The organism is Mesorhizobium sp. M0621, from assembly GCF_040320745.1.
In the GTDB taxonomy this organism is placed as follows: Bacteria; Pseudomonadota; Alphaproteobacteria; order Rhizobiales; family Rhizobiaceae; genus Mesorhizobium.
The window spans coordinates 23,844-36,816 of the sequence record NZ_JAMYQF010000027.1 but is presented as its reverse complement, the minus strand read 5'-3'; the positions used below and the strand labels follow the sequence as shown (position 1 = coordinate 36,816).

Annotated in this window: 11 protein-coding genes; 7 read left to right on the top strand and 4 right to left on the bottom strand. The window is 60.1% G+C overall.

Going from position 1 to position 12,973, the window contains the following annotated elements:
* Nucleotides 1-940 precede the first annotated feature (940 nt).
* From NKI38_RS19240 to NKI38_RS19210, 7 genes are all read left to right on the top strand, one after another.
* On the top strand, nt 941-3,322 hold the full coding sequence (locus tag NKI38_RS19240; RefSeq protein ID WP_352659770.1) for an FdhF/YdeP family oxidoreductase: 2,382 nt from the start codon (nt 941-943) through the stop codon (nt 3,320-3,322).
* A gap of 18 nt (nt 3,323-3,340) precedes the next feature.
* Nucleotides 3,341-3,961 carry a c-type cytochrome gene (locus tag NKI38_RS19235; RefSeq protein ID WP_352659769.1) on the top strand — a complete coding sequence of 207 codons (621 nt, stop codon included), beginning with the start codon at nt 3,341-3,343 and terminating at the stop codon, nt 3,959-3,961.
* The gene (gene coxB, locus NKI38_RS19230; RefSeq protein ID WP_352659768.1) at nt 3,958-4,944 is read left to right on the top strand and encodes a cytochrome c oxidase subunit II; all 987 of its coding nucleotides are present in this window, start codon (nt 3,958-3,960) and stop codon (nt 4,942-4,944) included. The genes NKI38_RS19235 and coxB overlap by 4 nt, the downstream gene beginning before the upstream one ends.
* The gene (ctaD, locus tag NKI38_RS19225) at nt 4,941-6,851 is read left to right on the top strand and encodes a cytochrome c oxidase subunit I (protein ID WP_352659767.1); all 1,911 of its coding nucleotides are present in this window, start codon (nt 4,941-4,943) and stop codon (nt 6,849-6,851) included. Before coxB ends, ctaD begins: the two co-directional genes overlap by 4 nt.
* Complete coding sequence (locus tag NKI38_RS19220; RefSeq protein WP_352659766.1) at nt 6,848-7,450, top strand: cytochrome c oxidase subunit 3; 603 nt, start codon at nt 6,848-6,850, stop codon at nt 7,448-7,450. Before ctaD ends, NKI38_RS19220 begins: the two co-directional genes overlap by 4 nt.
* A 292-nt stretch (nt 7,451-7,742) precedes the next feature.
* Nucleotides 7,743-8,621: a cytochrome c oxidase assembly protein gene (locus tag NKI38_RS19215; protein ID WP_352659765.1), complete on the top strand. Its 879-nt coding sequence runs from the start codon at nt 7,743-7,745 to the stop codon at nt 8,619-8,621.
* A 34-nt stretch (nt 8,622-8,655) separates the two neighbouring features.
* Entirely contained in the window at nt 8,656-9,030 is a 375-nt protein-coding gene (locus tag NKI38_RS19210) for a c-type cytochrome (RefSeq protein WP_352659764.1), read from the top strand.
* Nucleotides 9,031-9,073: 43 nt separating this feature from the next.
* Here NKI38_RS19210 and NKI38_RS19205 read toward each other — a convergent pair whose 3' ends face one another.
* The 4 genes from NKI38_RS19205 to NKI38_RS19190 form a co-directional block, all read right to left on the bottom strand.
* Nucleotides 9,074-9,919, bottom strand: a complete 846-nt coding sequence (locus NKI38_RS19205; protein WP_352659805.1) for a c-type cytochrome — start codon at nt 9,917-9,919, stop codon at nt 9,074-9,076.
* Between the two features lie 439 nt (nt 9,920-10,358).
* Complete coding sequence (locus NKI38_RS19200; RefSeq protein WP_352659763.1) at nt 10,359-10,718, bottom strand: hypothetical protein; 360 nt, start codon at nt 10,716-10,718, stop codon at nt 10,359-10,361.
* A complete protein-coding gene (locus NKI38_RS19195) occupies nt 10,718-11,938 on the bottom strand; it encodes an Nramp family divalent metal transporter (RefSeq protein ID WP_352659762.1) in 1,221 nt (406 codons plus the stop codon). The genes NKI38_RS19200 and NKI38_RS19195 overlap by 1 nt, the downstream gene beginning before the upstream one ends.
* On the bottom strand, nt 11,935-12,438 hold the full coding sequence (locus NKI38_RS19190) for a hypothetical protein (protein ID WP_352659761.1): 504 nt from the start codon (nt 12,436-12,438) through the stop codon (nt 11,935-11,937). The genes NKI38_RS19195 and NKI38_RS19190 overlap by 4 nt, the downstream gene beginning before the upstream one ends.
* Between the last annotated feature and the right edge of the window lie 535 nt (nt 12,439-12,973).

Genomic DNA, 12,973 nt, shown 5'->3' with positions numbered 1-12,973 from the left:
CCTGAAGACGAGGGAGGGTTCGAGGCATCGCTTTGGGCGGAACGGGCCTGGGAGGCACCTCCCTCAGGCTCCGGTCGGGGCGAAACAGATATGGCATCGAACTGGGCTGCCGCGCCAGCGGACGGACGCTCGCCTCCGGCTGTCAAACAACCAGCTCGTCAGGGTTGAAGCCGATGGCCGCAGTTTTCGGTCCAAGTGGCGAACCGTCGCGCTGTCCGCCTCTTCGGAAATGGCAAATGCGGATTGGCATCGGCGCTTGCCACGAAGGACCGGTCGACCATCAAGTCCATTCTTATTATTCAGACAAAGTACATCGGGGACGTTGTTCTGACGTCAGCGCTGGTTCGCGATCTGCCCCTCGCCTACCCAGATGCCAAAATAGCAATGCTTTGCGCGCCCGGTCTCCGGCATTTCGTCACCAGCCAAAATATCGCCTGATGAGGCAATCGGGTTCGATTGCCGCGGGCGAGTGGAATTTGACCCTCCCGATAGGCCATTCAAATTCTGGGAGAGTCAGCGGGCAAATGGCCTTTGCCGCGGCAGCGGGTCGAGAGTCGCCTGGCGCCGCGCACAATGCACAGTAGTTCTCGCGCATCACAATTGTCCGAGACGAGCAGCAGACCGCTCTTGCCCACTTTGGCGTTCGTTGTCAGCGCGATGGGGACGTCCATGACTTGGTTGCCTTTGAACGGCAACAGAAGCTGCCCTTGCTCAAAATAATAGCAAGAACTCTTGAAGGGCAATCTGGTTGTATCAGCAGGGTCTAATCCTTCGTGGAACCACGCGCCAGATTCCAAGTTCTATGTATCCGGGCTCGGCAGACTGAGCAGCAACCTGGATAGTTCGGGTGCGTTCTCGAATGTCGTTTCACTTGCCGGCGGGCATCGCGTCGATATGGGTGAGACCAGGTCCGGCCTCGCTTCATGCAAACGAGGCAGAAATGACATCGAAAGCAAGGTCGGCCACAATCAAACCGTATGACGGACCGGTCGGCGGCTGGGGCTCAGCTAAATCCGTGGCCGCGATCATCGCGAGAGAGCACGTCCCTTTGAAAGCGCCAAAGCTGCTTTCGATCCAGAATAAGCCCGAAGGCTATATGTGCGTCAGTTGTGCCTGGGCAAAACCTGCCCGGCCGCATCCGCTCGAATTCTGCGAAAGCGGAGCAAAGGCGACGGCCTGGGAAATCACGTCCCGACGGGCCGACCCCGCGTTCTTCGAAAAGCACACACTCAGCAAGCTGGAACTCTGGCCAGATCATGACTTGGAGGAACAGGGCCGGTTGACCCATCCCATGCGATGGGATCCGATCAGCGACAAGTATGTTCCGGTGGCGTGGGCACAAGCCTTCGACGAGATCGGCAGGGAGTTGGGCGCGCTCGATCCTCACCAGGTCGACCTTTACACGTCGGGCCGTGCGTCCCTTGAGGCGAGCTACATGTACCAGTTGTTTGCCCGCATGTACGGCAGCAACAATTTACCGGACAGTTCCAACATGTGCCACGAAAGCTCGTCGGTGGCACTTCCGGAAAGTATCGGCGCCTCTGTTGGGACAGCAATTTTGTCGGACTTCGAAAATACCGACTGTATTTTCTATATCGCCCAAAACGTAGGAACATGTTCCCCGCGCCTGCTGCACGACCTCCAGGACGCTGTCGACCGCGGCGTGAAGATCGTCACCTTCAACTTGCTGCGCGAACGCGGCTTGGAGCGCTTCATCAATCCGCAATCGCCGATTCAGATGCTGACCGGCCAAGAGACGAAGATTTCGTCGGAATATTATCAGGTCAAAAATGGCGGCGATATCGCCGCTCTGTTCGGCGTCTGCAAGGCGCTCATCGAAGCCGACGATGCCCTCAAGGCATCAGGCACCAGTCGGATAGCAGGAGAGGACGGAAAGCCGAAGGATCCTGACGATGCGGCAATCGTCGCATTCGCGGCCTCAATGGCCTCGGCCGATAAGAAGCACGTGCTCGATCATGATTTCATCAAGGAGCATACGGCCGGATACGAGGAATTTGCTCTGGCCGCACGAGCCCACCAGTGGGATGAGCTGGAGCGGGTGTCAGGGCTCAGCCGCGATCAGATGATGCAGGCCGCGGCCATCTACGCCAAATCCGATGCCGTGCTGATGGTTTACGGCATGGGCCTGACGCAACACCTCATGGGCGTCCAGAACGTCCATATGGTTTGCAATCTCGCGCTGCTGCGCGGCAATATCGGCAAGCCCGGAGCGAATATCTGCGCCGTCCGCGGCCATTCCAACGTTCAGGGACAGCGCACCGTCGGGATCACGGAAAAGCCGGGGTTAGCGCCGCTGGACAAATTGTCCGAGCTTTATAGATTTGAACCGCCGCGCTGGACGGGCCGCTCGACAGTCGAGACGTGCGAAGCAATCATGAACGGCCAATCCCGTGCCTTTATCAGCCTTGGCGGCAATTTCCTGAAAGCGGTGCCTGAGACCACCGCCATGGAAGAGGGATGGCGCACACTGCGTCTGACCGTGCACATCGCGACCAAGCTCAACCGCAGCCATGTCTTGCACGGCGAGATCGCCTATCTCCTGCCCTGCCTCGGCCGTATCGAGCTGGACGAGCAGGCGACTGGTCCCCAGGCCGTGTCGATCGAGAGCTCCATTGCCCACTTCCATGGTTCTCGCGGACGAGCAAAGCCCGCAAGCCCAACCCTACTGTCGGAGCCCGCGATTGTCGCCGGCATCGCCAAGGCCACGCTTGGGAAGACCAACGCTCCGTGGGACGCCTGGGTCGGCAACTACGCGGAAATCCGCGACGCCATCGAGCGGACATACCCGGAAACCTTCAAGGATTTCAACAAGCGGCTTTTCAAGCCTGGCGGGTTCGCCCGGCCGCTGCCGGCGCGCGAGCGAAAATGGGTCACCCAAAGCGGGAAAGCGAATTTCATTACACCAGGCAAACTCTTTCCCGAATTTTCCACGTCTGGCAGAACCGATGTTCTGCACCTTGCGACGCTGCGATCAAACGATCAGTTCAACACCACGATCTATGGCTACAGCGACCGTTTTCGCGGCGTTGAAGGCACGCGCCGGATTGTGTTCATGAATGGGGAAGACATCGTCCGGCTGGGCTTCGCAGATGGCGAAACCGTTGATGTGACTACCGCCATCGACGACAATTTCGTTCGCAAGGTCACCGGCCTGCGGATCGTTTCCTACAACATCGCACAGGGTTGCTGCGCGGCGTATTTTCCCGAAACCAACCCGCTCTTTCCATTGGCCCATCACGACCCGAAGTCGAAGACGCCGTCATACAAGCTTTTGCCAGTCCGCCTTAGCCGATCCACTTAACTCCAGACGGTTGATCCCATGGGGGCAGAGAGCCGCTTGACAGAAAGGACCGTCGCAAATCCGACGTCGGCGCTGGCGGCGGGCGCGCTTCTGCTTCTCGTTGGCGTGGGCGGTCTGCTCGGTTGGCTGCGGGAACCAAGAGAGCTTCGCCTCGATCCGCCGGCTGCTGCCGACCTCGACCGGTTCCGTCTCATGCCCAACGGTATCAGCGGAACACCGCCCGAGAGTTATTTTGCGCTTGGCAAGCCGTATGAAACGGACGCTTACAATCTGAGCCAGGGCAAGCGCCTCTATGGCTGGTTCGGTTGCGCGACATGCCATGGTGATGGTCGCGGCGGAGCCGGGCCCAGCTTCGTTGACGGCTGGTGGCTTTACGGGCCGGAGATGGTTTCCATCGTTGCTTCCATCCGGGACGGCCGTCCGCACGGCATGCCTGCATTTCACGGCCGCATGACAATCGAGCAGATCTGGCAGCTCGCAGGATATATTCAGACAATCGGTTCCTATACGCCCAAGATTGCCGCGCCCAGTCGCAATGATGACAGACACACCCGCCCGGCCGAAAATCGCGGCCCGGCGATAATCCTGTTCGACCAGGGACCGGTCGGCGTGCACCCAGACCAGGGACCATCCCCTTGAGAGCCGTCAGCGCCCTTCTGATTGCCGCCCTCGCGTCGGGCTGCAGCGGCAATCAGTCGGCACTTGATCCGCACGGCGCTCCCGCGACGCATGTGGAGCACCTGATCATCGGCACCATCGCCATTTGCACGGTGGTCTGGATCCTGGTGATGGTCACGCTTGGCGTCGCGCTTCTAAGGGGCCGCCGCGCCGGAGCGGACAACGCGAAGTCGGAGGCACGGCTGACAATGACGGTGGTTGCCGCGGTCGCGGCCACCGTGGTCATCATCGCCAGTCTGACGATCGCAAGTTTCTACACCACCCGCAATATCGGCTTCCCGGAAAGCGCCGCCCTTACGATCACTGTGCGGGGACAGCAGTGGTGGTGGCAGGTCTTCTATGCCGGTGCCGGCGCAGCGCCCGGATTCCAGACTGCGAACGAAATTCACATTCCCATCAAGACGGATGTTCATCTCCGGCTTGAAAGCGCCGATGTCATTCATTCGTTCTGGGTGCCCAGCCTTGCCGGCAAGCAGGATCTTGTTCCGGGTCGTTCCAACAGTCTGCTGTTACGAGCCGAAAAGCCAGGCGTCTATCGGGGGCAATGCGCCGAGTTCTGCGGCCTGCAGCATAGCCATATGGCGATCATGGTCGTCGCCGAGGCGCCAGCGGACTATGACCGCTGGGCGGCTTCGCAGCGTGGGGATGCGATGACGCCGGCTGATCCGGACGCCGCCGCAGGACGAGCGGCCTTTCTGGCAAAGCCCTGTGCTGCCTGCCACACGGTCCGGGGCACAGCCGCCAATGGCACGACCGGACCGGATCTTACGCATATCGGAGGCCGGCAGACGATCGCCGCCGGGCTTGTGGAAACCACGCGCGGTTCGCTCGCTGCCTGGATTGCCGATCCACAAACGCTCAAGCCCGGAAACAACATGCCGGTGGTCCCGCTGACCAGCGCCGAGCTCCAGAGTATCTCCGCCTATATGGAGAGCCTGAAATGACGGGCAGAGATGGCAGCGACTCGCGCGACACCGCCTTCAACGATGGTGAACTTGATCGCCGCCTTGCGTCGGTCTGGTCAACACCGCCGGGCCTCTGGGGCATTCTATCGACGGTCGACCACAAAATCATCGGCCGGCGCTACATCACCACGGCCTTTATCTTCTTGGCGCTGGGCGGGTTCTTGTCCCTTTTGATGCGGCTGCAGCTGGCGCAACCCGAAGCCCGCTTCATCGGGCCCGATCGTTACAACCAGATTTTCACCATGCACGGCACGAACATGATGTTCCTTTTTGCCGTGCCCGTCATGCAGGCGATGGCCGTCTATTTCGTGCCGTTGATGGTGGGAACGCGCAACATCGCTTTCCCGCGACTCAATGCGTTCTCCTACTGGATCTATCTCGCCGGCGGCTTGCTGTTGTGGCTCGCCTTTGTGCTCGATGCTGGACCGGATATCGGCTGGTTCGCCTATGTCCCGCTGTCCGGGCCTCAGTATGCGGCCGGAAAGCGAGCTGACATGTGGGCTCAGATGATCACCTTCACCGAGGTTTCAGCACTCGCCGTCGCCGTCGAGATCGTCGTGACGGTCTTCAAGCAACGCGCCCCGGGAATGTCTCTCGACCGGATCCCTTTGTTCGTCTGGTCGATGCTGGTCACGTCGTTTCTTGTCATCCTGGCGATGCCGGCGATCATGATCGCCAGCACGTCGCTTATTCTCGACCGGCTGGTCGAGACGCATTTCTTCAATCCCGCCGAAGGCGGCGATGTCCTGCTGTGGCAGCACCTGTTCTGGTTCTTCGGACACCCTGAGGTTTACATCATCTTCCTGCCGGCGGTGGGGATGGTATCGACCATCGTCGCGACATTCACGCGGCGGCCTGTGTTCGGCTATCTGGCCATGGTGATGGCCATGATCGCCACGGGGGTTCTGGCTTTTGGACTTTGGGTCCATCACATGTTCGTCGCAGGCCTTCCCCGGCTCGGACAGAGTTTCTTCACCGCCTCAAGCATGGCGATCGCGGTTCCGGCGGGACTGCAAATATTCTGCTGGCTGGCGACGATGTGGGCGGGCAGGCCGATCTTCAAGACGCCGTTTTTGTTCGTCATCGGCTTCATGATCACGTTCGTCATCGGCGGTCTGACCGGCGTTATGGTCGCGTCAGTCCCGTTCGACACACAAGTCCACGACACCTATTTCGTCGTCGCCCACTTCCACTATGTCCTGGTCGGGGGCGCGGTGTTTCCTTTGCTCGGCGCGGTCTATTATTGGTTCCCAAAGGTCACGGGCCGCATGATGAACGAGACATTCGGCCGCTGGGTGTTCGGTCTAATCTTTACCGGCTTCAACCTGACCTTTTTTCCCATGCATATTCTTGGCCTGCGCGGCATGCCGCGCCGCATCTATACCTACCAGCCCGAGATGCCATGGTCTGCGCTGAACATGTTCATCAGCCTCAGCGCCGTCATCCTTGTCCTTGGCTTCCTTTTGTTTTTTGTCGATGCCATCCGCAGTGCCAGGTCAGGTGACGCCGCGCCGTCCAATCCCTGGGGGGCCTCGACGCTCGAATGGGCGACCTCGTCACCGCCGCCGCCGTACAATTTCGCCCGGTTGCCAGTGGTCGGCAGCCTCGAACCTCTATCAGACCACTCAGATGCCCTTCCCGTTGCCGAAGGCCTGCGCGTCGACCGTCGTGAACTGTTGGTCAGCAGCGTCGTCGAAGCGATTCCGGAAGCGCGAGAATCGTCGTCCGGGGATTCGATCTGGCCGCTGTGGGCAGCACTTGCCACCACCGCGACGCTGATCTGGTCGATATTCACCCCCTGGGCAGTGGTCTGGGGCTCGATCCCAGTGGCGATCGCACTCATCGGCTGGTTCTGGCCAAAGGGCGTGCCGGAGGACGAGTCATGAAAAAAGGCGCTACGCTCGACCTGACGGACCTTCCGTCGCACGGCCTCGGTACCGCGAGCGTGTCCTGGTGGGGAACGCTTGCCTTCATGCTCATTGAAGGCACGGGCTTTGCGCTTTCGATCATTGTGTATCTCTATCTCATGAGCTTGGCCCAGCATTGGCCCCTGGATGCCTCACTGCCCGATCTAATCGCCGGAACGACCCTGACAGCTCTCTTGGTGGCAAGCCTTGTTCCCAACATCTTCCTCGCCCGCTGGGCACGTAACCAGGACTTGCTGAAGGTTCGTATCGGCCTGATCGTCATGTCCCTGCTCGGCATAGCCCCGCTGATCCTGCGTACCTTCGAATTTCCCGCAATGCATATAAAGTGGGACCAAAACGCCTACGGCTCGATCGTGTGGGTCATGCTGGGTCTGCACACGACGCATATTCTGACCGATCTGGTCGAGACGCTCGTGCTGACTTGCCTGATGTTTTCACGGCATGGCGACAACGCGCGACGCTTCGGAGACGTCAACGACAACACGATGTACTGGAACTTTGTCGTGGCGACGTGGTTGCCGATGTATGCCTGCCTCTATTGGGTTCCACGGCTATGACGACCAGTTGGCTTAAATACACAGGCCTTGTGGTGCCTCTCCTAGCCTGGGCACTTGGCACCCAGCTAGGACAGATCACCCCCTACATCGATTGCCAACGGAATGGCCTATGGACCGCAGTCTCTTGCGGAATCCTCCTCCTCGCTTCGGTTGCTGGCGTCATGGTGTCACGATCGTTTTCAAGGGGAACGGCCAAGTCCCAACAGTTCATCGCCGATGCGGGCTTCCTGGTCGCGCTGACGTTTGTTTTTGCGCTGTCATTGCAGGGGGCGGCCACGGTGCTGCTGGACCCATGCCAACGCTGATCTGCACACTGCTCTCGTTTATGATCGCTACCCCTGCGATGGCACACGGTGACGACGCACATCCTGTGGGATATCCCTGGACCTTTGATCCGTGGATCGCAGGACCTTTTGCCATCCTCGCTGCGCTGTACGGCGCAGCCGTCCTAAGGCTGACATGGCGAAGCAGAAGGCCAGGCAGCATGCTCATCCGCACCTTGCCGTACTGCTGCGGCATGCTGACATTGGGGTGTGCGCTGCTCTCGCCGCTTCACTGGCTAGGCGAGCACCTTTTTACCTTTCATATGATCGAGCACGAGATCGTCATGGCTGTGTCGGCGCCCTTGATCGTGCTCGCGCGCCCGGCTGGCATCTTGCTGTGGGGGCTACCTGGGAAAGCCCGTCGCATCGCCGGATCGTTGATGCGTTCGCCTCTGATGCGCGGGCCATGGGACTGGTGTACGAGTGCCACAAACGCGACCATCATTCATGGCTTGGCCATCTGGGCCTGGCACGTGCCGGTGTTGTTCGACGCGGCCGTGACCGACACGGCACTGCATCGCCTCCAGCATCTCAGCTTCTTTGCGACAGCGATATTGTTTTGGTGGGCAATTGTTTGGCGAAGCGATTACGGCACCTCAGCCTGGCATGTCTTCGCAACCATGATCCACACCAGCATTTTGGGTGCTTTGATGGCGCTCGCTCCACGCGTGCTCTACGTGGCTCAGACCCGGCCCGCGATGGCCTGGGGGGTAACAGCCCTAGAAGATCAGCAGATGGCGGGCATCATCATGTGGGTGCCTGCCGGTACGATCTATGCGGCGGCGGCAATGACGATGCTGGCGCTCTGGATTCGCGGTGCGAGCGAAAGACGGGCACAAAATGCCTGACCGGCTTACCTCACCCGCGGGCCGTGCTATCTTGATGGGTATTGTCCTCGTCGCGGCATCGGTCGCTTTCGTCGCGGGCAACGTCGTGCGCGACAACCACACCAGAGCGGTGGTGGCCAAAACAATCACCGGCGGCGACCCTGATCGGGCTCCAGCAATTTTTCGCCGGTACGGCTGTTTCGGTTGCCACACCATTCCCGGCATACCGGGAGCGGACGGCCAGACCGGTGCGCCGCTGACCGGGCTGTCAAAGCGTGTGTACATAGCAGGCGTGCTGGAAAACAATTCCGACAACCTTGTCACATGGATCGTTTCGCCCCGGAGTTTTTCCCCGCAGACGGCGATGCCTGCGACCGGGATTTCGCCAGAGGAAGCCAAGGACCTTGCCGCGTATCTTTATGCCCACTGAGTCCCGACATTTGCCTTGACGCAGTCCTGGACGGACCACCGCTTCAGGGCTGCGGCGTGGCTATCGGCGGCAGACCTTTGATGTAGCGCGCGATCGCCTGGCGATCGCTGTCAGGCAGCATTGCCGTATTTGTCACTACATCGGCCATGGAGGATCCCACACGACCGTGGTTCGGCGTCTCCCCCGTTTTAAGCATCGTGGCGATGTCGTTCTCGGTCCATCCGCGCAATCTGTCCTGGGTGATGTTCGGCGCAAATCCCGTGCCTTGGGGATCGATGCCACCGGCAAAGCGAGAGTCGGGTTTGATTGCGCCAAAGGCGTTGCGGGTTGAATGGCACTCGGCGCAGTGAGAGACGGCCTCGACGAGATAAGCGCCACGATCATGCATAGGATCTCGGTCGAGGCGGGCAGAGGTTGATCGTTGGCGAAAAAACAGCAGTTTCCAAATCCCCACAGACCGTCGGATGCTGAACAGCAGCGCAGGGTCGTGCGGCGGTGCACGACCAGACACCTTCGGAAGTGTTTTGAGATACGCGTAGAGATCCTTCACGTCCTCGGGCGTCATGCTGGTAAAGCTCGTGTAGGGAAAAGCGGGATAATAGTGATCACGCTTGGGCGACACGCCGCTGATCAAGGCGTTCGCCAAGTCGATGACAGTCCATCCGCCGATACCATCCACCGCATCGGGAGAAATGTTGGGAGGCCGAAAGGTCCCGAATGGTGAAGCGAGCGCCATACCGCCGCCAAGCCTCAAGCGGTCTGGCTGTCCTGGTGCTGCGTGACAGGATGCACAATCGCCTGCAGCGAAGACAAGCTTACCGCGCGCGACATCGCCCGTGCCTTCAAATCGCCGATCCTGATCCTTAAACAGAGGCCGCGCCGCCGTCATGTACCACAAGACCGCGCCGACTGCGCCTGCACTTAGGAAAACTGCAAGAGCAAGTTTCCACACGGTGCTTCGCGTGACGGTTCCCAAGCTCTTGGGCAGCCCCGCCTCGCGCTTGCCTTCAAATCCACCTTTCATGTGAGAAAGTTGCTCAAGCGTGCATCGCAACCGAGGCCTGAGTGGGTCGGAGATGTCGATCTTGTCCCAGGGGATGCGGTAGACGCAATCGCGGTGACGCAGGTGAAAGAAATCGAGAACTGCGGTGCCGATCGCCAAGGCGGAGAGGCGCTCGAAAGCGGCGAAAATGCCGACGTGGAACTCGGTGACGACCATATCGTCACCGTCCCGTTCTGCTCGTATCTCTTCTATGTGACCGACGCTTTTGCCGCGCAGCGAGAGCACCCGTCGACCAGCGAGACGTTCAAGATTGACCGTGTCCATGTCAGGCTCCCGGGATGCGGCCGATGACGCGGTCGCGCAGCCAGTCTTGCCAATCGAAGATCGCTGTCCGGTGCACGTCAATGTCGACTTCGATGTCGACGCCGATATTGCGCACCTTGTTCCAGGCTATGCGGTGCGGCTCGGCATGGCGTTCGCCGCCAACCCTTGCCGCAAGCCATGTCATCCAGCGTCCCGGCCGCGATCCAAGACGCCGCGCCAGCGTGATCGACCCGAGCTCGACCGCGACGATCCTTGGCGGATTGCCTTGCTTCAACTCGGCCACCAAACCGTCCACCTTGCCGATCTTGACCTGCTGGCGGTCAAGGACCTGTTTGTCCAGTAGATCGCGCAGCAAATCCATCACGAACCTCCGAATATCTGCAAGGGAATGCTCACCACGGCAAGGACGAAGCCAAGCGCGACGATGAAGATCACCGCGGCGTTCGAAATCATGCCATTGCGGTGCTCGCCGACATAGCGCTCATCGTTGAGCAGAAAGAGGAACGGGACCACGGTCAGCGGCAGGCTGGCGGCCGTCAGGGCCATAGAGAAGATGGTAAGCTTCAGCGGGTCGAGGCCGAGCGCGATCGGGATGGCGGCCAGCAGCAATGAGAGCGTATAGACACCGCAGAAGGCGGGATCAGTGCGGGGTTTCAGGTCCTCGCCCCACGTCCATCCAAAGCCTTGTGCGACGAGATATGCCTGCTGCAGGCCGATTTCGAGTGCCGCACCGAAGCACGCTATGGCAAGCGAAGCTACAAATAGGACAAAGCCCCAGAAACCGAATAACGGGATCAGCATCAGCGGCAGTTGGTGATAGTCGTTGACCTGGTTTATGCCGTGCGCGCCGAGCACAAGTGCGGCCACGATGAGAACGCCGAGCGAGATGGTGCCACCGAAGCTCATGCCGAGGCCCGCAATGGCGCGGTTGGTGCCGAGATAGGTTTTATCCCAGTGGTCCTCGACGGCGCCCGAGGAATAGAACATGAAAAGGTAGGGCGATATCGACGCACCCAGAATGCTGACAGCCATAAACCAGTAGCTTGCCGCGTCATGCTCCGGCAGACCGGGCACCGCCCCGGCAGCGACCTGTTTCCAATCTGGCTTCAGCATCACCGCCGCGATTACGAAGCAGAGCGTGACGAGACCGAGAATCGCCACGCCCTTCTCGATAAAACCGAAGGTGCCTTTCCATAGAAACAGCCACGCCAGGAACGCCACTGGCAGGGCCCACCATTGAAAGCCTACCCCTGTCGCGAGTTCCGCGGCGATGGAAACGCCGCCGATTTCTGCCGACATCACCATGAAGTTGACCAGCAAAATGGCCGACAACGGCCACAGGAAGGCGTTGAAGCCGAACCTCTCTCGGATCCCGTCCGTGATCGTGTGGCCGCTGACGGCGGCGAACCGGCCAGCCATCTCGACCAGGAAGATGATGCAGATGGTGCCAAGGAGGATTGCCCAGACCAGCCGGAAGCCGAAAGTCGCCCCGGCTTGCGCGGCTGTCGCCATCGATCCGACCTCAAGGAAGCCGCCAACGCTGGTGACGATGCCAAGAGAGATTTCAAACAGCTTCTTCATGATTTGGGCGCGACATATCCGCCGTAGAAGGCGGCGAGGTCCGTCGCAGCCGTCCCGAGTTCCTGCCGCGCCTGGCTCACCTGCCGCGGGTTTCCGGCCTCCACCCCGGCCTGGGCGCGCCTTACCGCAGCCGACAGCTGGCCGATCGCCGCGATGACACCGCGACTTTCGGAAGATTGAGGAGAATTGTCAGCCTGCATCTGCTGACCGGCCTCAGCAAGCGTCTCGGCCGTTGATTGCAATGTGGCCGATACATAATGTGAAGGGGCGGCCCCGGCGGCCCAGGCGTCCAAGACCATGGCTGCCGTCCGCGAAGCTGACGCCGCGATTTTTGATTGCTGAGGGACGTGTTCGGACGAAGAACAGGCGGCCAAAGCGAGTATGAACAACAACAGGCATGGGCGCCAAAGCCGATAGGCGTCGTCTTTGACAATGCCTAGGGTTAGCCTGCATGGCCGGGCAACGATCATCCAGCCAGCCAGTGTTCCGGGTGCTGACATCAGGGACCCCGGACTGTAGATTTCCGCTTCCTGGGAAATCGGATCACATCACTTGGCAAACCCCGACTTGGTATGCGCGGAGGATTGGGACCCGCCTGCCCGCAACAGTGTGACCCACCGGGGTGCAACTCCACAACGCTTGACGCCGACAAAGCGGCCCGTTGTCTGAAAAGACGCACAAGATCGGGGTGGAGTCCGTCACTTCGCAGCGAGGCCACGTCGTGAAGAAATAACCACTCCATTGGTATCCTTTCCACGCTGGCGTAGGTTGGTGTCGCAACCGAAGTCTTCTGAAATGCGCGACCAGCGATTATTTGCATCCAGCCTGCGTTGGCACCTCTTCTTCTCTTCTGAGTAAAGCTGCTGCGGTCGGAAGGTTCCGCCGCGCTCACAAATTCGCCTGCGGCGACCGATTGCATGACGCTTGTTGATGACGCCGGCATTGACAGGCTTCGCGACAAGCTTCTGCCCATGCGGCTCCGCCGGCCAAGGGGTCGAGAACGACGACCGGCTCGATGGCGGGTTGAGCTTTGAA

Excerpts from the sequence above, each read along its gene's own strand:
- NKI38_RS19200 (WP_352659763.1), bottom strand. The coding sequence starts at position 10,718 with ATGGATTTGCTGCGCGATCTACTGGACAAACAGGTCCTTGACCGCCAG.
- NKI38_RS19190 (WP_352659761.1), bottom strand. The coding sequence starts at position 12,438 with ATGTCAGCACCCGGAACACTGGCTGGCTGGATGATCGTTGCCCGGCCA.
- NKI38_RS19210 (WP_352659764.1), top strand. The coding sequence starts at position 8,656 with ATGGGTATTGTCCTCGTCGCGGCATCGGTCGCTTTCGTCGCGGGCAAC.
- NKI38_RS19205 (WP_352659805.1), bottom strand. The coding sequence starts at position 9,919 with ATGACGGCGGCGCGGCCTCTGTTTAAGGATCAGGATCGGCGATTTGAA.
- ctaD (WP_352659767.1), top strand. The coding sequence starts at position 4,941 with ATGACGGGCAGAGATGGCAGCGACTCGCGCGACACCGCCTTCAACGAT.
- NKI38_RS19195 (WP_352659762.1), bottom strand. The coding sequence starts at position 11,938 with ATGAAGAAGCTGTTTGAAATCTCTCTTGGCATCGTCACCAGCGTTGGC.
- NKI38_RS19220 (WP_352659766.1), top strand. The coding sequence starts at position 6,848 with ATGAAAAAAGGCGCTACGCTCGACCTGACGGACCTTCCGTCGCACGGC.
- NKI38_RS19215 (WP_352659765.1), top strand. The coding sequence starts at position 7,743 with ATGCCAACGCTGATCTGCACACTGCTCTCGTTTATGATCGCTACCCCT.
- NKI38_RS19240 (WP_352659770.1), top strand. The coding sequence starts at position 941 with ATGACATCGAAAGCAAGGTCGGCCACAATCAAACCGTATGACGGACCG.
- NKI38_RS19235 (WP_352659769.1), top strand. The coding sequence starts at position 3,341 with ATGGGGGCAGAGAGCCGCTTGACAGAAAGGACCGTCGCAAATCCGACG.